Here is a 22,226-nt window from a genome sequence, read left to right on the forward strand (position 1 = left end):
CCATTCGTACAATACATAAACATCATCATTTCTATTCCATTTGGTTATGGCTGTACATTTTCTCTACAAACGATATGAAAGCCTTTGTCGCATGCGATAAATACCCTTCTTTTCGATAAATCAAGGCATACTGCCAGTCAATCACCGGGTAGGAAATGTTGACGGTGTGCAATTGTCCGTTATTCAGGCGTCTCACGATAGAGCGTGGAATGAGTGATATCCCCAGTTGGGTAGCCACCATCTCTCCGACAAAATCCCATAAAGAGCTCATGTAAGCGACATTCGGTTCAAAGCCGGACAGCTTGCACGCTTGGCGCACCACATCATGCATCGCGTACTCTTCGGTAAATAAAATGAAAGCCTCGTCCTTGAGCTGTTCCAAGCTCACCTCATCGACTCCCGCGAGCCAATGCTCCCGATGAACAATTGCAACGAGGTCCTCTGCGAGCAAGGGAACCGCCTCAAATTTCTCCTGATCCGTGGGAAGAACGGTTAAGGCCACATCGATGCTTCCTTGCTCCATTTGGATTTCAAGCAGCTTGGCGCTATATTCCTTCATCTCGATATCGATGCCTGGATACTGCTTTTTAAATAAGGCAATCACATTCGGCAAGAGAAAGGAACCCACCGTTGGCATCATGCCCAGCTTGACCCGACCACGCTCGACATTTCGCAATTCTGCTATCGACGACGCCATTCCTTCCATCAGCTGCAACACTTTGGTCGCATAGCTGTAGACCATTTCCCCTGCGTCTGTCAGATCCATTTTCCTCTCCGTCCGATCCAGCAGAACTACCTCTAGCTCTTCTTCCAATGCTTTGATCATTTTGCTGATAGAAGGCTGAGAGACGTGGAGGGATTGGGCGGCCTTCGTAAAGTTTTTATGTTTGACTACTTCCACAAAGTATTGCAGCTGTCGAATATCCATGATGCCCTCCGTCTTCGTCCAATCAAAAGCGTTAGCTACAGCTTACCACAGGCCGGAGTATGCGAAAAAGCCAGGTACGCAGTCGCGCCCTGGCTTTTCCTCCAGCGTGAGTTACTTCACGGTTACCTGTATTTTTACGACTTTTCCATTATACGTTGCGGCAATCGTTGCACGACCTGCTTTCACAGCCGTGAGCTTGCCATCCACTACAGTCACAACGGAGCTGTTCGTGGAGATCCAGTCTGCATCGTTTGTGACATCAACCTTAGTTTTGTCGGTATAGATAACAGATACCTTCAAGTCTTTTGATTCGCCGACTTTGAGATCAGCCTTTTTCATGTCAAATTCCATCTTGGAGATGACAGCAGACTCTACAGGGATCGCGATCGTCTTTCCACCGTAAGTTGCTTTGATTCTGGTTTTGCCAGAGCCTACAGTTGTCACGACTCCGTTTTCAACTGTGGCAACTTTTGCATCGTCTGATGTCCACTTGGCTTTGCTTGTTACATCTACTTTTTCTTTCGTAGACAAGGTAGCCAACAGCGTAACCGCCTGGGTAGTGTTTGGACGCAGATACAGCTTTTTCTTATCACTGTCCAGCTTGGAGACGACATCCACCTCTACTGGGATGGAGACGCTTTTTCCACCGTACTTCACTTTGACCTTCGCTGTGCCCGAGCCTACTGCCGTAACCAATCCATTCGTTACCGTTACGATTGCCTTATCATCGCTCTCCCACTCAGCCTGAGCCGTTACATCACCAGTAGACTTATCAGAGAAAGTTGCTGTTGCGTTTACCTGTTTCGTGCCACCTACGCTGAGAGCCAGTTTCTTCTGGTCAGCAGTGAACTTGGAAATCACATCGATCTCAACAGGGATATTCACAGTTTTGCCCCCGAAGCTTGCTTTCACTCTCGTTTTACCGGAACTAACTGCTGTGACCAAGCCCTTGTCAACGCTCGCAATGTCACTGTCAGAAGAAGTCCACTCCGCTTGTTGTGTGACGTCCTCCGTTGTTTTATCCGTGTATTGCACGCGGACAGTCAACTGCTGTGTCCCCGCTTTTTTCAATTTTACTGTCTTTGTATCAACCACAAGCTTGGAAATCTTCTTCTGCGTATTTGTCGTCGCAGAATTCGCCAATGCCGGTACTTGGCCGACGCTGGAAAAGATCAGCCCAACGGTAACTGCCGTAGCGAGCATCCCTTTTTGCCAGTTTCTCATGCTCACATCCCTCTCCTCTCTAATTTTCCACCATTTTCTATATCGGCTAAACAACTGTACTTCTTGAATACTAAATGGCAAAAACCATCCGAATCACCTCGGATGGCTGCTACGATGCTATCGCTTGTCGTTGTTCAAATCATACGGTGTCTCTTGGTAAACGTAATAGTTTAACCAGTTGGAAAACATCAGATTCGCATGTGCGCGCCAGGTGACGATGGGCTCGCGGCTTGGATCGTCCTTTGGATAGTAATTACGCGGAACAGCAATATCCAAGCCTTTGTTCACATCCCGCTGGTACTCGTCTTGCAGGGTGGTCGGATCATACTCGGAATGACCTGTCACGAAAATTTGTCTGCCATCCCTGGTCGCCACGATGTAAACCCCTGCTTCATCAGACTCGGACAAAATCTCCAGTTCAGGCACTTGCTCGATGTCTTCCCTGCGATTTTCGGTATGCCTGGAATGCGGAATGTGGAAGTAGTTGTCAAATCCGCGGAACAGCTTCACATTTTGCTTATTAAGCGTATGAGGGAAGATTCCGAACATTTTCCCTGGCAAAGGATGCTTCGGAACGCCAAAGTGGTGGTAAAGACCCGCTTGTGCTCCCCAACAAATATGCAGGGTCGAGGTGACGTTCTCCATTTTCCAATCGAGGATTTCTGTCAGCTCCTGCCAATACGTGACGTCTGTGAACTCGAGCTGTTCGACTGGCGCTCCAGTGATGATCATGCCATCAAATCGCTGGTCACGGATCTCCTCAAACGTTTTATAAAACGTCGATAAATGTTCTTCCGACGTATTTTTGGACGTATGACTGGACATGTGCAAAAGCACGATTTCCACCTGTAGCGGCGTATTCCCCAGGAGGCGGAGCAACTGTGTTTCCGTTGTTTCCTTCACGGGCATGAGGTTGAGAATGACGATCCTGAGCGGTCGTATGTCCTGCGTGAAGGCACGGCTATCCTTCATCACAAAAATATTTTCCTGGGCGAGTATTTCCGTTGCAGGCAAATCGTCGGGCAATTTGATTGGCATAAAAATCCCCCTTTCCATCCTTTGAACACAGGTAGAAAAACAATAATCCGACAAATTCGACAAAAATACTCGCCTTCCTGCTAATCCCGGAAAGGAAAACGAAAAAATCCCCTTGCAAGCAAGTTGCAAGAGGTTTCTTCCCTTAAATCCAGCCGCGTGCTTCCATCGCCTCCGTAATTCGCAAAAGCGAGATCATATAGGCTCCCGTGCGCAAGTCCACCTTGTATTGATCAGAGAGTTCTTTTACGGCGCGATAGGCGTTAATCATGGTCGTTTGCAACTTTTCGTTTACCTCAACCTCGGACCAGTAGTAATTCATCAGGTTTTGCACCCATTCAAAATAAGAAACGGTTACACCACCTGCATTAGCGAGAATGTCCGGGATCACGGTAATCCCTTTTTCCCGCAAAATGGCGTCAGCATCGGGTGTAGTCGGTCCGTTTGCTGCCTCTGCAATCCATTTGGCCTGAATGCTGTGGGCATTGGCTGCTGTGATGACATTTTCCAACGCGGCCGGGATCAGAATATCCACTTCGAGCTCCAACAGCTGTTCATTGGAGATGACCGTACCACCTACATACTCCAAAATAGTGGCGTTGTCTTTTAACTGTCCTACCTTTTCGATGTCCAAGCCAACAGCATCATAAATACCTCCGCGGGAGTCACTGACGGCCACGATTTTGAAGCCCAGCTCTGTTAACAGCCTCGCTGCTATTCTTCCCGCATTGCCGAACCCTTGAATCGCGACGGTTGTTTGTTCCGGCTTCCGCCCAGAATCTTTTAATGCCTCAAGTATGGTAAAGACACATCCGCGAGCAGTCGCTTCGTTTCTTCCTTTGGAGCCGCCGACAGAGAGTGGTTTTCCAGTGATCACTCCCGGGGAATAGGTGCCTTTTAATCGACTGTACGTATCCATCATCCACCCCATAATTTGTGGGGTCGTATACACATCGGGTGCAGGTATGTCTGTCTCTGGTCCGACAATATCAGCGATGGCTTCCATAAAGCCGCGGCTGACTCGTTCCAGCTCATTTTTGCTGAATTCGTGGGGATCACATATGACGCCGCCTTTTCCGCCGCCATAAGGAAGACCAACCACGCCACATTTGAATGACATCCACATGGAGAGCGCCTTGACTTCATCCATCGTCACATCCGGATGAAAACGAATCCCTCCCTTGGTCGGTCCTACCGCATCATTATGCTGAGATCGGTAGCCTTCAAAGACACGCACGCTGCCATCATCCATCTTGACAGGAAAGCTGACGGCCAATACTCGTTTGGGTCGCTTTAAAATTTCGACAGCATCGCTCCGCAATCCCAACAATGCCGCTGCAGCGTCAATCTGTTTCTGCACAATCTCGTATGGATTCAGGTTTTCTTTCTCTACAGTATGTAGCATCTCTCTTCCTCCCCAATACTTTTTACATGCGTTTTTCACATCACCTTGGCGCAGAGCTAAAGGATGAATGGAGTAATTATATACGATGAGAGTAAATTCAGACAATTTATTTTCTTTGTTTTCACATTATTGTGTTATTTTTGGTAAACAAATAAAAAACGCCTGATGCATCCTCGCGACACATCAGACGTTTTCTCTTATTTTTTCAAATACGCCTTCATCAGCTTGGTTTTCGTTTCCCACATCTCTTCGCTGATGTGCAGACGGTAATGCTCCGGATTCAGCATGCGCAAGTATTCAGGCCAGAACAGCTTGAGTTGCTCACGATGGTAGTTGCGAATCTCTTGGAGGGTCGGCAGTTCATAAATCAGTTCCCCATCCACAAATACCGGAACGAGCAGCGACTCTGCCTGGTAGTTCTCCAAATGCTTGCTCAAATACGTATGGCTCGGATGGAACAAATGGAGAGGGGCTCCTTTTTCGACTGTTGTTTCATGTGGGAAGCACATGTAGTCAGCAATCGCTTTGCCTGTTTCCGGATCAATCAATCTGTACATATCTTTAATGCCCGGCGTCGTGACTTTTTCCGGATTCCCGGAGATTTTGATGGTCGGCTGATATTCTCCGTCCGCGCCTTCGCGTGCCACCAGCTTGTATACGCCTCCGAGCGTCGGCTGATCCGCTGCCGTGATGAGCTGCGTTCCAACTCCCCAGCTATTTACGCGTGCTCCTTGTACTTTCAGGTTCATAATCGTGTGCTCATCGAGATCGTTGGAAGCGACAATTTGCACATCGGTCATGCCTGCCTTATCCAGCATTTCACGCGTCTTGCAGGACAAATATGTCAAGTCGCCACTGTCCAAGCGCACTGCCGTCAGCTTTTTGCCTTGTTTCTCCAGGCGTTTTCCGACCTTAATTGCATTCGGCACGCCGCTTTTGAGCGTATCGTAAGTATCGACCAGCAAGGTTACCTGTCCTGGTAGAGCTGCTGCGAAGCGCTCAAATGCTTCTTCCTCACTCTCAAAGCTCTGTACCCATGAGTGAGCGTGCGTCCCTTTTGTCGGAATGCCAAACATTTTCCCTGCCAGCATGTTCGAGGTCGCGTCAAAGCCAGCCAAATAAGCTGCCCGCGTCCCCCACAGCGCAGCATCTGCCTCCTGCGCCCTTCTTGTTCCGAATTCCATAAGAACATCATTGCCTGCCACGTTTTTAATCCGCGAAGCTTTGGTTGCAATCAGCGTCTGGTAGTTCATATAGTTCAACAGGGCCGTCTCAACCAGCTGTGCCTCCATGACACGCCCCTCTACGCGAATGAGTGGCTCGTTCGGGAAAACCACGGTTCCTTCTTTCACAGAGTAGAGCGAGCCCTTAAAACGAAGCTGGCACAGCTCTTCCAAAAACTTCGGATCGTAGTTCTCCTCCTGCTCACTCAAATACTTGAGATCGCTTTCTTCAAAACGCAAATTTTTTATATAGGAAACAATTCGTTCCAATCCGGCAGATACAGCGTATCCGTTTCCAAAAGGCAACTTGCGGAAAAATGCTTCGAAAACGACCTTCTGATTGTGTGTTCCGTTTACCCAATGGGCGTACATCATGTTGATCTGATATTTATCTGTGTGTAGTGCCACACCAAATGATTGCATGTCACTGAGGCCTCCTGTGTATTCCTTTCTATCATCATACCAGAAGCGTTCGCTGATGCCCATCCGCTGTGGAGGATATTAGGGAATGTGGTATAGTATGGGGATAAAAAGAGAAGCAATCGTACAGGCTGGGAGTGAGCATAAGTTGACCAGAAAAATCGTTACTATTAGTAAAGGTTTGCCTAAAAATAATATGTACAACGGCAAGGAATATCTCTCCGGCATTTGGAAGGAAGAAGCAAACGAACTCGTTGTCCGTTCCGAGAAAATCGATGACGACGATATCGCGAATCCAGAGTACCACGGTGGCCCAGACCGCGTCGTCTGTGCGTATCCTTTTGAACATTATGCCCATTGGGAGAAGTTATTCGGCCAACCTCTGACCAATGCGGCATTCGGAGAAAATCTCACACTCGCTGGCATGACCGAAGAGCAGGTCTGTATCGGGGATGTGTATCAATTTGGTGATACGATCCTGCAAGTGACCCAAGGCAGATTTCCTTGCGCGACGATCAATAAGCGCAACAACAATAACCAACTGCTCAAAGCCGTGGTGGAAATGGGCTATACGGGCTATTTCTTCCGCGTCTTGCAGGAAGGGACGATCAAGCCAGACTCAGAGATTACCCTAATCTCTGCTCATCCAAAGCAAGTCAGTGTGGCTTCCATCCACCACTTGTACTTCCATGACAAGGCACCCTCCCAAGGGACGATACAGCGTATGCTCGAGGTGGAGGAATTGGCCCTGCCTTGGCGGAATAAATTACTTGAAAAACTGGAAAAGCAGCAGTAATAGCGAAAGGAACGTCTCATGCGAATTAATAAGTTCATCAGTGAAACCGGCATTTGCTCACGAAGAGAAGCCGATAAATTAATCGAGTCCAAGCGCGTGACAATCAATGGCCAACTCGCGGAACTGGGAAGTACGGTTGAGTCAGGAGATGACGTGCGCATCGATGGACAGCCGCTCGGTGTCAAAAAGAAAGATGTCTACATCGCCTTGAACAAGCCTGTAGGAATTACGTGTACCACTGAACTACACGTCAAAGGTAACATCATCGATTTCGTGAATCACCCGGAGCGGATTTTTCCTATCGGGCGTCTGGATAAAGATTCGCAAGGCCTCATCCTGTTAACCAATGACGGGGATATCGTAAACAAAATTTTGCGTGCTGAGAACAATCATGACAAAGAGTACATCGTCACCGTAGACAAGCCCATCACGGCGAACTTCTTGCACGGAATGGCAAACGGCGTACGCATTCTCGGAACGACTACCAAGCCTTGCAAAGTAACCAAAGTCAGCGACCGCGTCTTCAATATCGTGCTGACGCAAGGGCTCAATCGGCAAATCAGACGGATGTGTCAGGCTTTTGGTTATCAGGTAAGAAAGCTTGAGCGAGTACGCATCATGAACATTGGGCTGGGGAATTTGAAATTGGGGCAATGGCGCAATCTGACGGCCAAGGAATTGACTGATCTGAATAAAAGCTTGTGAAATCAGGACGGGTTGGAGTTCGTATAGTGGCTCATTTATAATTTCTTTCATCAAATATACGCGAATAATTTGCTATCCTTTCAATATCCTGTTATGCTAGTAGAGAATTATTTTTGTTCGAAGCAACGGATAGCGTAGATAGCAAAATTTCGTCTAGATGATCCTGAGAGCAAGGATAGTAATATATGTGTGTTACACACTAGGAGGCAATAACAATGGAACAAGGTACAGTAAAATGGTTTAACGCAGAAAAAGGTTTTGGTTTTATCGAGCGCGAAGGTAAAGAAGACGTATTCGTTCACTTCTCCGCTATCCAAGGCGACGGTTTCAAATCCCTTGACGAAGGTCAAAAAGTTACTTTTGACGTAGAACAAGGCCAACGCGGACCACAAGCTACTAACGTTCAAAAAGTTTAATTTAACCAAACACAAAAAACAGACACCTGTAAGGGTGTCTGTTTTTTTGTTGTCTGAGACACAAATAAAAAACCCTACTCACGTAAATCGAGTAGGGAATGCTACAGAACAGTAAATGGTAGACTCAGTATAACACAGTACATCGCACTTCTTAAAATTTTTATATTTTCAAATACGGATGCCCTTCCTTTTCCTACATGTTCAACTGACGAACCGTACTGATGAGCCTTTGCAAACCGTCGCGCAGCTGGTGTTCATTCAAATAGGAATAACTGATGCGTATCCAAGAGCTAAACTCCCGCAGCGGGTCACAGATTGCACCAGGCACAAACGTAATGGATTGCTCTATGCACTTCCCCAATAGACTTTCCATCGGGACGGAATCAGGCAGCTTCACCCATAAATTAAAGCCTCCTGGTGGGCTGGACCACTCCCAGTCTGTCACAGACAGCTCTTCCTCCATAATATCCCGGCGAATAGCCAGTGCAATTCGCAGCTTCGCCAAATGCTGCTGCATCCGTTCGGAGAAGAAATAATGCAAAAAAATCTTTTGATTCAGCAGGGGCGCTCCACTGTCGGAAAGTGACTTCGCTTGCATCAAATACTTCATGATAGATGGTCGGCATGCCACAGTCGCAATACTTAACCCCGGCGCAATGTATTTACTAAAGCTGCGCAAATAGATGACATAGCCCGCCGTGTCGTAAGAAAAAAACGGCAGTGGGGGCTCATCGCCAAAGTAAATATCGCGGCACGGATCATCCTCTACGATCAGGCACTGATACTTCGCAGCCAGCTCCACCAGTCTCTTCCGTTGTTCAGCGGGTACCGTATAGCCCGTCGGATTGTGAAAGGTCGGATTGAGATAAAACAGGCGCGGTTTTTCTTTTTGCATCAACAGTTCAACCTGCTCCAAATCATACCCATGCGGCGAAATCTCGATGGGAATCATATTTGCGCCCTGTCTTCTGAATACATCAATGGCAGGGCTGTAAGTAGGTCTCTCAATCAATACGACATCACGCGGCTTTACAAGGACTCTGGCAACCAAATCGATCGCTTCCTGCGAACCTGATGTAATCATCAGCTCATCGGGTGACAGATGAAAATGATTACGGCTTACATAATAGCTACACAGTGCTTCCCTCAGCTCCTGATCTCCCTGTGTAGTTGAGTAGGTACCCAGCACCTTTGGATACAGATCAAACACTTTCTTCACGTACTCGGAAAAGTAATGATTTGGCAATAAATTCGGTTCAATCAATGCTTTGGAAAATTGATAGGTCGCCTGCACCTGATGAATTTCAGAAAGGTGACTCTTGTGCACGTAGGCAGAAACGATTGGATCATTCATCGACTCCACTGGCAACAGACTACTAGGTTGTACATAATACCCTGACTTATCCTTCACATACACGTGGTGATTCTGCTTTAATAATTGAAATGCTTTAAAAACCGTCAGACGATGCACATTCAATTCCGACGCCAATGTGCGAACGGATGGGAGCTTTTCATGTGCCCTCCACTCTTCGCGTATGATTCGGTCCAGCAGATAGTCATACACTTGCTCGAACAGCTTATCAGAATGACTGTTTGAAAGAGCCTCTCTTTTCATGCAGCTCCCCCCTTTCCCCCATGATAATGGATGGATCTCTGCATCTGTTCTATTCTATTTCATCTGTTCTGTTCCCTTCCCTTTATGATGAGGAAAAGGGAGGAATCATAATGGTACTGCTTAATTATGTGGTCATGTGCTTGATATTTGGAACGACATTTCTGGCAATCAAAGTCGGGATCGATGCGGGAGCGCCGCCGTTTTTCTCAGGAGGACTTCGATTCTTTCTGGCAGGTGCCATTTTGTTTTCATTCATGCTCTGGAAAAAACAGGCGCGTCTCTCGCTGCTGCTCCATAAAGAGATGTTTCTTACTGGTATCGGTTTGACGTTCGGGACATTTGCCCCCTTGTATTGGGCGGAGCAGCATGTAAGTTCAGGAATTGCAGCGATATTATCTGCAACAGCCCCTCTCATGGTGATGCTGCTTCAGACAAGTATTACTCGGCAAAAGCTCCCCGGTATTGCGTGGGCGGGTTGCTTGGTTGCCTTTGTCGGTGTCTTTTTGCTGATTTTACCCGGTGTGACCATCTCATTCAGTCTTCTTTGGCTTACAGGATGCTTGGCAGTCATATTCGGGCAACTCTTTTATTCTGCTGGTGCAGTTTACTCCCGTAGCGTCATCAAACGGTTCCAAGATACCTCTCCCATCGCTTTGAATGCAGCACAGATGATGTATGGAGGAGCCATGCTGCTTGTCTTATCTCTGTTCACCGAGCAAGTGCATATTGAATCGATGCTTACGGCGAATGCGATCCTCTCACTTCTGTACTTGGTCTTCGTTGGTTCCATGATGGGGCATACCATTTTCTATTGGCTCGTGGCCAAAACCAACCCTGTGTTTCCCTCCACGTGGCTCTACATCTCTCCGTTGATTGCCCTGAGCTTGGGCGTCATCCTGTACAATGAGCCGCTATATCTCCTGTCGTTCGTAGGGGGAATCACGATTATTGCCGGGATTATCCTGATTAATAGGGATGGCTTGAAGCAGATGATGGGTAAAAAGGCAAACAAGCTGAGTGATGTAAGCCATTCATGACAAAAAAGGAGTACCATAAGAAAGCCTAGCGCTTTATGGTACTCCTGTATTTTATCTTCGATTATTTGATCTCATTAATCTGCTTGGCTATATTGATCAGCTCGTCTTTAGATACAACTTCCTCACCAGCACGCACAGAGTATTCCAGTTTGCTCCCATTTTTTACCCAGGTGATCCAATGGAAATCATGGCCATTTTTAGAAGTGTTCGTCGTGAGAACCGCTTCATTGTTGCCAATCATGATTTTTTCGATTGCCTCTGCATTTGTTCCCACTTTGCCTCCGTCAGCTATTCGTACCTCTACCCTTACGCTGCCTTTCTCAGACTTATAGGCAACACTGGTAAAATCGTACTTGTTGCTTGACGGAATTTCTGTAAAGGCGTAATCTTTGTTTTCTTTGATGGCTTTTGCCTTCAGTGCTTCGAGGTCAACCATGTACTCGTAGTTTTCCTCATAGTGTACGTCACCTTCATCGAAACGGAATCCTCCAGCAAGCTCGGTTGGAAGCGTGAACATCTTCCCTACAACCGGCTCCATTTCCTTCCATGTTTTATAAGTCATCGGCATAGATACCATTGTGATATACGGTTGTTTATATATTGACCAGGTTATGTTCTTTTGGATTTCTTCCTCATCTTTCGTTGGCTTCCAGTATATAGCGACTGAGGTTCCAGGCTTCAAACCATTAATAATCTCATTATTGACCTCATCCCGATGCTCATACATTTTCTTCCTCGCCTCCATTTTCGCCTGTTCCTCTGGGGGCATTTGCTGAATCAATCGCTGTTGTTCTTGATCAGTATGCTGTGTTAGCTCGTAAACCACTTCGCCCTTCTCATTTTTCAATTGGATCATTTCCACTCCCGCCCATACGGAAGACGCTCCGACGAGCATACCTACAGTGACCAGCAAACCTATTTTCTTTTTCACGACTTTCTCCTCCTTGTTTTCCTTGGCACGAATTGCTGCCATAACTTTATGTTTGACATCGACTTTCGGGACTGGCTTCGCTACCAGCATGTCTCTCATGTGCTTAAACGGATTTTTGTCCATTAGCGGCCACCCCTCCCATCGTTGGCAAATAACGTTTGCACTTTTTCAAAACGCGTTCGAATTGCTTGCGCAGAGCCGCAGGCTTTTTGTCCATCAGCTCAGCGATTTCCTCGTACTCTCTTTCCTCTAGCACACGCAGGAAAATAAGTGTGCGTTCTTCGGCGGACAGCCGTTTCCAGATGCGTTCGATTGGCTCCCCTAAATAATTGCTGTCAATGCTCTCCTCGACATAATTGCGTCCATCCTGATCCCGATTGTACAAAAAGGGCAACACGCGGCTTAATTTCCTGCGCTTTAGCACATTCGCACAATGGTTGTAAGCGATCCGGTACAGCCATGCGGAAAATGACAGTGAGTACGTATACTGTTCAAGATGCTCGTAGGCACGAAACAGGACTTCCTGGACAGCGTCTTCCGCATCTTGGTGATGACCGAGCATGTGATAGCAGTATGTAAAGATCGGTTGTTGATAATGATCGATAATGAGTTCGTATTGCTCAAGAGAACCCGCTTTTATTTCGATCAGCAGGCGTTCTATCTCTGTTTTTTCCACGGTTTGCCCTCCTCTCACTATGAATAACAACTGGTATCTTTTGTTTGTGACACCTATTTTAGAAATTTTTGGTTCTGCGAAAAAAATGAAAAAGGTGCTCCACCCGTCTCGTACGAAAAACCTCGTACCACAGGAAGGAACACCCTTATTCCATGCTTGTATTCATTTAGTTGTCTGTACGCTTGTCGAATGTCTTAATTCTTTCCCGGGAAATCGACAGCACCTGTCGGCTTCTCTTAAAAATGCTCCCCGTTGGCATAATAGCTTTCTTTTTGATAAGCGACAAATGCCATTTCCACTTCTGGGATACCAAGAGCTAGGACATGCTTGGTTACAATTTGGGCAAACTGGTCACGAACTTCTTGCCCCCGCTCAAACCATGCTACTTCAATAAAAGGAAACGACTCCACGATCTTCCCGCCAAAAACGCCTGTTGTATGTAAGCATTCGATTGTGAAATTGTCTGTACCGCATTGGCAGAGTGCAGCAAGCTCCACTGCAAGTGGTTCGCTAATCGTGGCCATTTGTTCAGCTTGAATGCCTCGAACGATAAGATGTGGCATGATGATCCCTCCTGAAAAGTCCATACTTCTAAGCTCTATCTTACCGTTCAAGAGGCAAAAAGAGTAGAAAAAACTAGGTTAGAGCTGCGGCGCTCCCTTGCTTACCTACTGCCTCTTGCACCCGCACTTCTTTGTTCCCTTGCTGCAATTGATACATCTGATAGTACCTGCCTTGCTTCTCCATCAAGTCTTCATGCTTTCCTCGCTCTACAATTCTCCCTCGATCCAGTACGAGAATTTGATCTGCATTTTTGATCGTAGACAGGCGATGAGCAATGATGAAGGTCGTTCTCCCTTTTTTCAACACCTCAAGTGCATTTTGAATAATGCCCTCTGTTTCCGTGTCGATGCTGGCAGTCGCTTCATCCAAAATGAGGATAGCCGGGTCAAACGCCAAAGCACGCGCAAACGAAATCAACTGACGCTGTCCGAGAGAAAGCGTACTTCCCTTCTCGATAACGGGTTCATCGAATCCTTGCGGAAGACTGCGGAACAGTTGGTCTGCCCCTACATCACACAAGGCCTTCTCCACTTTTTCCGGAGAAATCGACGGATCATCCAGACTCACATTGGAACGAATCGTTCCTGTAAACAAAAACGGGTCCTGCAAAACAATAGCCATATGCTGACGAAGCTGCTGTTTGGAAAACGACTGCACATTGCGCCCATCAATCATAATCGCTCCTCTGTTTACATCATAGAAACGGAGTAACAGATTGATAATCGAGCTTTTTCCCGAACCCGTGTGACCAACTAGTGCCACTGTCTCTCCAGGCCAAGCTTCAAACGAAATGTTTTTCAGTACGTATTGGTCGTCTTTGTAGGCAAAGGAAACATCGTCGAAGCGAACATTCCCCTGATAGCACGGAACCTTTGCTGGATCAACATCAACGCCTTCTTCATCCAGCAGTTCAAACACACGCGACGCCGCGACGAGAGATTGCTCCAGGTTCGCCAATTGGTTGACGATCTGTGTCATCGGCTGGAACAAACGGTTGAGATAATCGACGAATGCGTAGAGGACACCAAGTGAGAGCAGAGTACCTATCCCGAGGGAGGCTCCGCCGAAATACCAGATGAATAAAACAAACGCGATATTACGGATGAACTGAACCAGGTTAAACGAAGCGGTCGCATTGAGCCGCAGCATTTTATTTTGGTAGGTGAACAGCTCTTCGTTCAGCTCGCCGAATTCCCGCATCGTTTCCTTTTCTCTGCGAAACGCCTGAATGATCGGCATCCCTTGGATCGACTCGTTAATCATTCCGTTGATGTCACTGATGCGTGCCCGAATAACATGGTTGAATGAAGAGGCGTACTTGCGGTACAAGTAAATCCACACGACCATGATTGGCAAAATGACCAGACAAACGAGCGCGAGTCGTATATCAAGCAAAAACAGCGCTGTGAAAATACCGATTAAATAAATCCCGCTCGTAATGAAGTTTCCGAGCACATTCGTAAACAGCTCACGGATTGCCTCCGTATCGTTTGTGACACGAGCAACCACCTTCCCAGCAGGGAGATGATCGAAATAGTGAATGGGCAATCGTTGGATATGCGCGAACACGTCAATACGCAGTCTCTCGATGACCTGATTCGCTGATTTTTGCCATAAAAATTTTTGCCCATAGTGGAAAAGTGAGGCAACTACCAATAATCCGAAATAGAGAGCAGCCAGTATGAGCAAGCCGTTTGTCTCTGGCCGGAAAAATTCGAATATCTCCTGATTGCTTAAGAGAGTGGCCTGGTACTCCGCTCGATCCGCACCTTTGACAATGACGAGCTTCCCATCCTCAACGGAGCGCTGACCATCATATGAAATCGCCTGATTCAAGAAATAATAGTCGCGCCCGACCTGCAGAACACGAACTTCCCCACCTGTGCTCTCACCAGCTACTAAGTGATCCTGCCTGGTGTAATACTTCCCTTTGTATAACACGGAATTCTCACGCTGTGCCGTCTCATACCAAGGGAATTCAATGCCCATGATGTGCGTATCGATCATTTTTTTCGCCAAAAACGGTCCCGTCAGTTCTGCCCCAACCGAGATGGACAGCATCAATACCGCCAAGAGGATCGTCTTTTTAAAAATGGATGCATAATGGACTAGCCTTTTCCCTGTCGTCATTCATTCACCCGCTTTCTGTCAGCGTCGCTTCAATCTGCTGTTTCTCAAATTGTTCTTTATACCAACCGCCCAGCTCCAATAGCTGTGCATGTGTACCTTCCTCGACGATTCGTCCTTCATCTATGACGAGAATCCAATCTGCATGCTGGACCGCTGATAAGCGATGTGTGGTGATCAGTGTTGTTTTGCCTGCACGCTCCCGGCGAATATTCGTGATCATCTCCGCTTCGGTTTTGCCATCCACCGCCGACATGGCATCGTCGAGAATCAAAATTTCCGGATTGACCAAAAGAGCCCGAGCAATCGAAACCCGCTGTTTTTGCCCACCTGAAAGGGCTACACCTTTTTCACCAACGAGCGTTTGCAAGCCATCAGGCAATAGCTGCACATCCCGAGCAAATGCGGCCTGCTTCAACACTTCCTGTAGCTGTTCTTCTGTTGCCTCGTTGTTCCCGAACAGGATGTTTTCACGGACTGTCTTCGAGAACAGAATCTGCTCCTGTGGTACATAGCCGATCCAGCTCTTGATGTTATCCAGGCTGATCTGTTCTAGCGCCTCTCCCGAAACACTGATGGCCCCCCGTCCTATCGGAAATTCGCGAAGCAGTTGTCGAACCAACGTGGATTTCCCGCTTCCCGTACGCCCGACGATTCCTAGCGTCTGACCCCGCCCCAGAGTAAAGGAGACATCCACTAGTTGGTCAACCTGCGCAGATGGATAGCGGAATGTCACGGAATCGAACCGAATCACTTCTGGTACTGCCACACGAACCGGTCTGTCGTGATCCGTCACATCGGCTTCGTACGCTAAGGTTTCATTGACCCGATCCAACGAGGCACTTCCTCTTTGCATCACATTAATCAATTCGCCAATCGCAAACATCGGCCAAATGAGCATCCCGAGATAGACGTTGAACGAAACCAGCTCTCCCAAGGTCAGTTCTCTTTGGAACACGAGGTAGCCACCGTAGATTAATCCGATCATATAACTGATCCCAACCAATATTTTGACGGTCGGCTCAATCAGCGAATCGATTCTCGCTACATCGATATTTTTTTGATACACTTCATGTGTTTTTTGGCGAAAGCGCTCCTGATCCGCCATCTCCTGTACGTAAGCTCGAATCACGCGAACTCCAGAGACGGATTCCAGCACCCGGTCGTTCAGCTCACCGAACGAGGTTTGTGCGGTAGAAAAGCGCTCGTGAATTTTTTTCCCATACTGCTTAATGATATAGGCCATGAACGGCAATGGAAGGATCGCCGCTAAGGTCAGCTTCCAACTAATCAAAAAGCCCATCGTCAGCACAATTGCCCCTGTAAAGGATAACGAATCCACCATCGTCAAAATTCCGAAGCCTGTCGTCATCGAGACAGCCTTTAGGTCATTTGTTGCTCGTGCCATCAGATCACCGGTACGATTGCGCTGATAAAACGTTGGCGTCATCCGCAAAAAATGTGTCATGAGCTTCGACCGTAACGTCCGCTCCGCCAGAAACGCTCCCCCAAACAGCTGGCGAATCCAGATAAAATTGACCCAATAAATCGCGACAGACAATACACCGAAAAACAGCAAGACGGATACTAGCCGCTCGCCAGTCAGCGTCCCCAGGTGAATCTCATCAATAGCCACCCCGATGATTTTTGGAGGGATAATCTCCAATAAGCCGCCCAGAATCAATAGCAGAATAGCGACCGTATACCGTTTCCAATGCTCCTTGAAAAACCAATCAAGCTTTGCCAAAACCGAGAACATCCGTATTTCTCCCCTCTCTTTACCTGGCTGGGTGACCTTTTAAAGAGGCCAAAAAAAGACATATCGCCCATGAGCAACATGCCTTTTCCTCAACAAAAATAGAAAAGGCGCAAGTTACGAAAAATGTAACCTACGCCATGTTAACGAGATCAAAAAAACGATACTACGCTCGTATCAATGGTGGGGTTACGTCATGTATGCCCTTGTTTGAATGACCCATGCGTACAATTCTTTTCATGACTAGCCCACCTTTCCATTAATATTTTGAATTTCCAATAAATACATTCTGAACTTTACCATTATTACAGATACATTGTCAACCGCGAAAATATCGCAGGCAAAATTCTGTCAGCATTGATTCGGCTCATGAACAATGGGCAAACGTATCTTTTGTATTTTTGCTTGCGAACTTTTTTTGGTATGATTATCCTCATGAAGCTTATTCAGGAGGCTATTTATTTTGTTATCATCCAATCAAAAACGTCGATTGACATCTGTTCAAATCATCGTATTCGCCTACGTTGGGCTCATCCTGATCTCAGCGTTTCTTCTGTCATTGCCGTTTTTTCACTTACCGGGAGCCTCTCTTTCTTTTATTGACTCTTTGTTTACTGCGGCGAGTGCCATCAGCGTTACCGGGCTGACTGTCATTACGATTCATGAGGTTTTCAACCAGTGGGGGATTTTGTTTCTTACGTTGCTCTTCCAGGTTGGTGGGGTCGGAATCATGACACTCGGCACGTTCATCTGGATCCTCATGGGTCAAAAAATCGGCTTGGAACAGCGCATCTGGATCGCGACAGACCACAACCGCTCCACGCTGTCCGGTCTGGTCGACCTGATGCGCAATATTCTCGTGATTGCGCTCATGATCGAGCTGGTGGGGACCATTCTGTTAGGTAGTCATTTTATTTACGCCGGCTATTACGACGATTGGTACACCGCTTTTTACCACGGTTACTTTGCATCTGTCAGTGCTTTTACGAATGCCGGGTTTGACCTGCACGGAAACTCCATGCTCGACTTTACCCACGATTACGTGTTTCAGACTATCGTGATGATCTTGATTATTTGTGGAGCGATTGGTTTTCCCGTCCTCGTAGAGCTGAGAACGTACTTTTCCTATCGCCGCGCAAAAGTGCGTTTCACCTTTTCGCTCTTCACCAAGATCACGACACTGACGTTCTTTTCCTTGATCGCCATTGGCGCCCTGCTCATTTTCGTTTTTGAACGAAATCACTTTTTGGTCGATAAGTCCTGGCATGAAATGCTGTTCTATTCATTGTTTCACTCCGTCTCCTCACGAAGCGGCGGCTTGGCTACGATGGATATCAGCCTCTTGTCGACCACAACACTCATCATGCTCTCCGGGATGATGTTCATTGGCGCCTCGCCGAGCAGCGTGGGCGGGGGGATACGGACCACGACGTTCTTCGTCCTGATTGCCTCGGTTTTTGCCAACATGCGTGGCTACAAGGAGGTAAAGGTGTTCGGAAGAGAGCTGGTTGATGAGGACATTCAACGCTCCTTTATTGTCTTTTTCATCGCAATCATCCTTGTGTTCACAGCGGTCATGCTGCTCGTCTGGCTGGAGGACTTACCTTTCCAGTACGTCTTGTTCGAGGTCTGCTCTGCTTTCGGTACTACCGGATTGTCTACTGGGATTACGGCTCAGATGGGCATAGGCGGCAAGCTCATCCTGATTATTACGATGATGATCGGACGTATCGGAATTATCAATTTGCTCCTCTTCTTGAAGCGCAATGACCGAATCGTACGCTACCATTATCCGAAAGAACGCATCATCATTGGTCAATAGAGAAAAGGAAATCCCCCAAAGCTATGTAGCCGTTGGGGGATTTTTTTCTAGAATCAGAAAGCTGGCAGAAGACAGGTCTGGATATTTCTGCTCAATCTTTCGCGTAATGGAGAAATCGTTGTACTTTTTCAAGTAGCGCAAGATGTCACGATCTTTGATCATGTCGACAACCTGGGGTTCTGTCCCATTTGTTACCTTCGTGTAGAGAATGACATGTTTTTTAGCACAAGAGAAGATGTCATCCAATGTTTTCGCGAAGTCTTCCTCATCAGTAATGTGATACAGCACATCCAGGCATACGACCAAATCACTTTTTAAGTATCCTTGATTGTAAAAGGATTTTGGATGGTATAAAAAAAAGCTTTTCGACGAATCCTTGCCAAACATTCTGGCACACATCTGCACCGAAGTCGGTGAAATGTCCAACCCCACGTAATTTTCATATTTCATAAAGAGAAGTTGATTACCATCCCCACAGCCAAATTCAATGACACTTCACTTGCTGCTCCTTGATATATGCATTGATCACTTCTGCTTTAAAAAGAGCCAGCACGCCATAGGAGCCAAGTCCAGAATTTCCACCCGAAGCGTAGTTATCCTCCCAGTACTTCTGATAATCAAAAGCGGATTGATTTTCCGTACTCACGGTGAGCTTCCTTACTTTCTGCCTGCGAAAATGATGTATCGTTGCACAGTTTATGCGCGTCAACGATTTTCATGAAAAAAAGCTCCGCCAAGTGATGTTGGCGAAGCCTTCCTTATCATCGCATGTCGTATTAATACGGGCCCCAGTTAATCAATACCCCAATCACGATAAACACGATGGAGAGAACTGTCCATACTGCTGTGAGCGGAAGCATGAACTTCAGCCACTTGCCGTAGGAAATGCCACTCATCGCCAAAATACTCATTAGAACACCTGAGGTTGGGTTAATGCAGTTGACCACACCTTCTCCGAGCATCAGAGCCTCTACTGCGACCTGACGCGTAATGCCCATCAGGTCAGCCAATGGTGCCAACAGCGGCATCAGCATAACGGCTTCACCTGAACCGGACGAAATCAAGAAGTGCAGCCCAGCGCTTCCGAGGAACATCCCAATCGCCCCTGCCATCGGAGAGAGCGGCTCCAGAATGGTAGCGAGCCCATATACGATGGTATCGAGGAACTTTCCATCTTCCAAAATGACCGTGATCGCACGTGCCATACCGACAATCAAAGCCCCATAAATCAGTCCCTGACAACCTTTTAAGAACGTTTTAGCGATATCGTTGCCACTCATCTTGTTAAGCAAGCCTACGCCGATCGCAATAAAAATAAAGATTCCGGCCATCTCGTTTACATCCCATTTGAACAAGATCGTGCAGACGATAAAACCAATCAGAACGATCCCTGTAAACGCCAAGATCAATTTGTGACGGGTAGTAAAATCAACATTTTTCGTGTCTACTTCCATCGTAGTTGAACCACTATCAGAAGGAAAGAGCTCGTCCCCCAAGATACTCTTGTTTTGACGAACCTTCCGCGCGTAACGCCCGATGTACAGAATGGTTACGATCACAAACGTAGCATAAATGATGGTGCGGTAGCCGATACCTGAAAACAGAGGCAGCTCCGCAATTTGTTGGGACAAGCCCAGCGTTCCTGGAAAAGCAATTGTCGTATTGAATCCGGCATACACACCCAGATAAATCAGAGCCACACCAAAGATCGCATCCATTTTCATCGCTCTCGCAATCATGATGCCGAGCGGAACGAAAGCAATGACGGAGTTGACGATGACACCCAACGTACCCAAAATGGAAAAGACGGAAGTAATCAAAATAACCAGTAGCCACTCTCTATTTCCCAATTTTCGGACCATGGTCAGAATCGCTGCGTTGAGTGCACCTGTCTTATCCAAAACAGCTAGAGCACCGCCTGTGAACAAAACAAGGAAGATGATCGGTGCGCCTTTGACCATTCCTGTCTGGATCGCGGTAAAAAACTCGATAAAGCCCGTAGGATTCGGATCCACCGCATGATAGCTGCCCGGGACAACCGTCGTCACATTGCCGTTTTTTACACGGTCAAATTCTCCTGTCGGGACCACATAGGTAGCCAAAGCACATAGAAGTAAGATGCAAAACAAAAGGACATAGGCGTCTAGCCGAAATAAGCTTTTCTTTTTTAGTTGCTTGCTTTCTGTCATATGGTAACCCCCTGCTTGTGTAGCGGTTCTCTAAGAATGTTGGGCTGCTTCATAAATCGCAGCTGTCATGATTTTCGCCCCGTAAATCAAGGCATCTGTCTGAAAGGTCATCTGTGGATGATGCAGAACAGGTGTGAGACCACACCCCAAACCAATCATCGTGGTAGCCAGCTCAGGGTGGTGAATCGCATAAAAATGGAAGTCCTCTCCACCTGGTGTCACACATATATCGGCAATTTTGTCCTCACCCAGCACTTGCCCAATTGCCTTTTTGGCTACTTCGATCATATTCGCATTGGCGACCGCAGCCGGTGTGACTCCCGACCATTCCCACTCCACATCCATGTCCATCAAAGCCCCTGTCTGATTCATGGCATGCTCGGTCTTTCTCCGCAATTCTGCCATGCCTTCATTGGACTGGGCACGTACATCGAGGCTAAAGGTCGCTCGATCAGGGATGACGTTTACCGTTTCTCCCCCTGCTTGCAATTGGGTCATCTTCACAGAAAAAGAGCATCCGTCTTGCAGGCGAATATTTTGCAACGCTTGTACCAAAAATGAAGCGGCTTCGATGACATTTTTTCCGAGCGCCGGACGTGCTCCGTGTGCTTGCAGACCTGTAATCGTCCCTTTGACGGAGCTAGACGATCCATGCAAAATCGCCGGAGCAGCACTCCCATACGGCACTTCCATTTCGGGGCGCAGATGAACGCCGATCAGCTTTGTCACGCCTTCCAGGGCGCCATCCTTCATCATCTGTAAGGCTCCGCCCAACTTCTCTTCAGCAGGCTGGAAAAGAAAGCGCATCGTTTTTGGCGGCACCGCTCCGCTTGCTTGAATGGCCAGAGCGCTGTAGAGAGCCAATGTCGAGTGAGCATCGTGTCCGCATGAATGATTCGGTTTTACTACGCCGTCTACTTCCTGCACAAGTGCATCCATATCCGCGCGCAAAGCCACGATTTCAGCACTCTCACCAGGAATCTCCGCATAGAAGCCGTGGTGCCCCTCGAAGCGTGTGACAGCAATACCAGCCGCCTCCAAGCGTTCCCGCAAATATCTCGCCGTTTTCTCCTCGTGCCAGCTCGGCTCCGCCAATTGATGCAAATCTTCGTATGTTCGCACTATTTCGTCGCGATGCTCGTCCACGTATAAGAACGGATTCATCCGATACATCCTCCTCCTTGATGTCTTCTCTAGTATCTCGTTTTGCTCTACCGGATGTATAGCAAGATTCGTGCCAAAAGCATATTGTTATAAAAGTTAAGCATTTCTGAACAATCTCGGTTTTTTTAGGTTATAATATAGGTTGTTTTTTATGTATATCCGCTCCAATATTTTCACCCAAATCTAAAAGCTA

At 47.3% G+C, this 22,226-nt stretch carries 20 protein-coding genes; 5 read left to right on the plus strand and 15 right to left on the minus strand.

Features of this window, described 5'->3' with window-relative positions; translation table 11 throughout:
* Window positions 1-31: 31 nt before the first annotated feature.
* The 5 genes from HPY31_RS23190 to HPY31_RS23210 form a co-directional block, all read right to left on the minus strand.
* Window positions 32-928, minus strand: a complete 897-nt coding sequence (locus HPY31_RS23190) for a LysR family transcriptional regulator (RefSeq protein ID WP_172142629.1) — start codon at window positions 926-928, stop codon at window positions 32-34.
* A 111-nt stretch (window positions 929-1,039) separates the two neighbouring features.
* On the minus strand, window positions 1,040-2,152 hold the full coding sequence (locus HPY31_RS23195) for an Ig-like domain-containing protein (RefSeq protein ID WP_172142630.1): 1,113 nt from the start codon (window positions 2,150-2,152) through the stop codon (window positions 1,040-1,042).
* Between the two features lie 117 nt (window positions 2,153-2,269).
* Window positions 2,270-3,190 carry a homoserine O-acetyltransferase MetA gene (gene metA / locus HPY31_RS23200; RefSeq protein ID WP_172142631.1) on the minus strand — a complete coding sequence of 307 codons (921 nt, stop codon included), beginning with the start codon at window positions 3,188-3,190 and terminating at the stop codon, window positions 2,270-2,272.
* Window positions 3,191-3,332: 142 nt separating this feature from the next.
* Entirely contained in the window at window positions 3,333-4,592 is a 1,260-nt protein-coding gene (locus HPY31_RS23205; RefSeq protein WP_172142632.1) for a Glu/Leu/Phe/Val family dehydrogenase, read from the minus strand.
* Window positions 4,593-4,789: 197 nt separating this feature from the next.
* On the minus strand, window positions 4,790-6,238 hold the full coding sequence (locus HPY31_RS23210; RefSeq protein ID WP_172142633.1) for a nicotinate phosphoribosyltransferase: 1,449 nt from the start codon (window positions 6,236-6,238) through the stop codon (window positions 4,790-4,792).
* Between the two features lie 85 nt (window positions 6,239-6,323).
* Between HPY31_RS23210 and HPY31_RS23215 the strand changes: the two genes are divergently transcribed.
* The 3 genes from HPY31_RS23215 (at window position 6,324) to HPY31_RS23225 (ending at window position 8,152) form a co-directional block, all read left to right on the plus strand.
* Window positions 6,324-7,031: an MOSC domain-containing protein gene (locus tag HPY31_RS23215; RefSeq protein ID WP_253901914.1), complete on the plus strand. Its 708-nt coding sequence runs from the start codon at window positions 6,324-6,326 to the stop codon at window positions 7,029-7,031.
* Between the two features lie 18 nt (window positions 7,032-7,049).
* A complete protein-coding gene (rluF, locus tag HPY31_RS23220) occupies window positions 7,050-7,736 on the plus strand; it encodes a 23S rRNA pseudouridine(2604) synthase RluF (RefSeq protein WP_172142634.1) in 687 nt (228 codons plus the stop codon).
* Between the two features lie 215 nt (window positions 7,737-7,951).
* The gene (locus HPY31_RS23225; RefSeq protein WP_007721941.1) at window positions 7,952-8,152 is read left to right on the plus strand and encodes a cold-shock protein; all 201 of its coding nucleotides are present in this window, start codon (window positions 7,952-7,954) and stop codon (window positions 8,150-8,152) included.
* A 193-nt stretch (window positions 8,153-8,345) separates the two neighbouring features.
* On the opposite strand, the gene HPY31_RS23230 is transcribed toward HPY31_RS23225, so the two are convergent.
* Window positions 8,346-9,767 carry an aminotransferase-like domain-containing protein gene (locus HPY31_RS23230; RefSeq protein WP_172142635.1) on the minus strand — a complete coding sequence of 474 codons (1,422 nt, stop codon included), beginning with the start codon at window positions 9,765-9,767 and terminating at the stop codon, window positions 8,346-8,348.
* A gap of 110 nt (window positions 9,768-9,877) precedes the next feature.
* Here HPY31_RS23230 and HPY31_RS23235 point away from each other — a divergent pair, with 110 nt between their 5' ends.
* Window positions 9,878-10,804, plus strand: a complete 927-nt coding sequence (locus HPY31_RS23235; protein ID WP_172142636.1) for a DMT family transporter — start codon at window positions 9,878-9,880, stop codon at window positions 10,802-10,804.
* A gap of 61 nt (window positions 10,805-10,865) precedes the next feature.
* Here HPY31_RS23235 and HPY31_RS23240 read toward each other — a convergent pair whose 3' ends face one another.
* The 5 genes from HPY31_RS23240 to HPY31_RS23260 all read right to left on the minus strand — a co-directional run bounded on the left by HPY31_RS23240 (window position 10,866) and on the right by HPY31_RS23260 (window position 16,861).
* Entirely contained in the window at window positions 10,866-11,858 is a 993-nt protein-coding gene (locus HPY31_RS23240; protein WP_172142637.1) for a hypothetical protein, read from the minus strand.
* Complete coding sequence (locus HPY31_RS23245; RefSeq protein ID WP_172142638.1) at window positions 11,839-12,411, minus strand: RNA polymerase sigma factor; 573 nt, start codon at window positions 12,409-12,411, stop codon at window positions 11,839-11,841. Before HPY31_RS23245 ends, HPY31_RS23240 begins: the two co-directional genes overlap by 20 nt.
* A 236-nt stretch (window positions 12,412-12,647) precedes the next feature.
* A complete protein-coding gene (locus tag HPY31_RS23250; protein ID WP_016740630.1) occupies window positions 12,648-12,974 on the minus strand; it encodes a DUF1904 family protein in 327 nt (108 codons plus the stop codon).
* 73 nt (window positions 12,975-13,047) lie between these two features.
* Complete coding sequence (locus HPY31_RS23255; RefSeq protein ID WP_172142639.1) at window positions 13,048-15,105, minus strand: ABC transporter ATP-binding protein; 2,058 nt, start codon at window positions 15,103-15,105, stop codon at window positions 13,048-13,050.
* Between the two features lie 4 nt (window positions 15,106-15,109).
* On the minus strand, window positions 15,110-16,861 hold the full coding sequence (locus HPY31_RS23260; RefSeq protein ID WP_172142640.1) for an ABC transporter ATP-binding protein: 1,752 nt from the start codon (window positions 16,859-16,861) through the stop codon (window positions 15,110-15,112).
* 460 nt (window positions 16,862-17,321) lie between these two features.
* On the opposite strand from HPY31_RS23260, the gene HPY31_RS23265 reads away from it, so the two are divergent.
* The gene (locus tag HPY31_RS23265) at window positions 17,322-18,680 is read left to right on the plus strand and encodes a TrkH family potassium uptake protein (RefSeq protein WP_172142641.1); all 1,359 of its coding nucleotides are present in this window, start codon (window positions 17,322-17,324) and stop codon (window positions 18,678-18,680) included.
* Between the two features lie 21 nt (window positions 18,681-18,701).
* On the opposite strand, the gene HPY31_RS23270 is transcribed toward HPY31_RS23265, so the two are convergent.
* From HPY31_RS23270 to HPY31_RS23280, 4 genes are all read right to left on the minus strand, one after another.
* Window positions 18,702-19,169 carry a class I SAM-dependent methyltransferase gene (locus HPY31_RS23270; protein ID WP_371811768.1) on the minus strand — a complete coding sequence of 156 codons (468 nt, stop codon included), beginning with the start codon at window positions 19,167-19,169 and terminating at the stop codon, window positions 18,702-18,704.
* Window positions 19,165-19,326, minus strand: coding sequence for a hypothetical protein (locus HPY31_RS28930; protein WP_253901916.1), 162 nt, complete (start codon window positions 19,324-19,326; stop codon window positions 19,165-19,167). Before HPY31_RS28930 ends, HPY31_RS23270 begins: the two co-directional genes overlap by 5 nt.
* Window positions 19,327-19,456: 130 nt before the next feature.
* On the minus strand, window positions 19,457-20,869 hold the full coding sequence (locus HPY31_RS23275; protein ID WP_172142642.1) for a YfcC family protein: 1,413 nt from the start codon (window positions 20,867-20,869) through the stop codon (window positions 19,457-19,459).
* A gap of 30 nt (window positions 20,870-20,899) precedes the next feature.
* Window positions 20,900-22,033 carry a M20 peptidase aminoacylase family protein gene (locus HPY31_RS23280; protein WP_172142643.1) on the minus strand — a complete coding sequence of 378 codons (1,134 nt, stop codon included), beginning with the start codon at window positions 22,031-22,033 and terminating at the stop codon, window positions 20,900-20,902.
* Window positions 22,034-22,226: the final 193 nt, after the last annotated feature.

It is taken from the genome of Brevibacillus sp. HB1.3 (assembly GCF_013186635.1).
Taxonomy (GTDB): domain Bacteria; phylum Bacillota; class Bacilli; order Brevibacillales; family Brevibacillaceae; genus Brevibacillus; species Brevibacillus brevis_D.

Bases quoted from the DNA above. Each gene is read 5' to 3' on its own strand.
- HPY31_RS23190 (WP_172142629.1), bottom strand. From the start codon at position 928: ATGGATATTCGACAGCTGCAATACTTTGTGGAAGTAGTCAAACATAAA.
- HPY31_RS23195 (WP_172142630.1), bottom strand. From the start codon at position 2,152: ATGAGAAACTGGCAAAAAGGGATGCTCGCTACGGCAGTTACCGTTGGG.
- metA (WP_172142631.1), bottom strand. From the start codon at position 3,190: ATGCCAATCAAATTGCCCGACGATTTGCCTGCAACGGAAATACTCGCC.
- HPY31_RS23205 (WP_172142632.1), bottom strand. From the start codon at position 4,592: ATGCTACATACTGTAGAGAAAGAAAACCTGAATCCATACGAGATTGTG.
- HPY31_RS23210 (WP_172142633.1), bottom strand. From the start codon at position 6,238: ATGCAATCATTTGGTGTGGCACTACACACAGATAAATATCAGATCAAC.
- HPY31_RS23215 (WP_253901914.1), top strand. From the start codon at position 6,324: ATGTGGTATAGTATGGGGATAAAAAGAGAAGCAATCGTACAGGCTGGG.
- rluF (WP_172142634.1), top strand. From the start codon at position 7,050: ATGCGAATTAATAAGTTCATCAGTGAAACCGGCATTTGCTCACGAAGA.
- HPY31_RS23225 (WP_007721941.1), top strand. From the start codon at position 7,952: ATGGAACAAGGTACAGTAAAATGGTTTAACGCAGAAAAAGGTTTTGGT.
- HPY31_RS23230 (WP_172142635.1), bottom strand. From the start codon at position 9,767: ATGAAAAGAGAGGCTCTTTCAAACAGTCATTCTGATAAGCTGTTCGAG.
- HPY31_RS23235 (WP_172142636.1), top strand. From the start codon at position 9,878: ATGGTACTGCTTAATTATGTGGTCATGTGCTTGATATTTGGAACGACA.
- HPY31_RS23240 (WP_172142637.1), bottom strand. From the start codon at position 11,858: ATGGACAAAAATCCGTTTAAGCACATGAGAGACATGCTGGTAGCGAAG.
- HPY31_RS23250 (WP_016740630.1), bottom strand. From the start codon at position 12,974: ATGCCACATCTTATCGTTCGAGGCATTCAAGCTGAACAAATGGCCACG.
- HPY31_RS23255 (WP_172142639.1), bottom strand. From the start codon at position 15,105: ATGACGACAGGGAAAAGGCTAGTCCATTATGCATCCATTTTTAAAAAG.
- HPY31_RS23260 (WP_172142640.1), bottom strand. From the start codon at position 16,861: ATGTTCTCGGTTTTGGCAAAGCTTGATTGGTTTTTCAAGGAGCATTGG.
- HPY31_RS23275 (WP_172142642.1), bottom strand. From the start codon at position 20,869: ATGACAGAAAGCAAGCAACTAAAAAAGAAAAGCTTATTTCGGCTAGAC.
- HPY31_RS23280 (WP_172142643.1), bottom strand. From the start codon at position 22,033: ATGAATCCGTTCTTATACGTGGACGAGCATCGCGACGAAATAGTGCGA.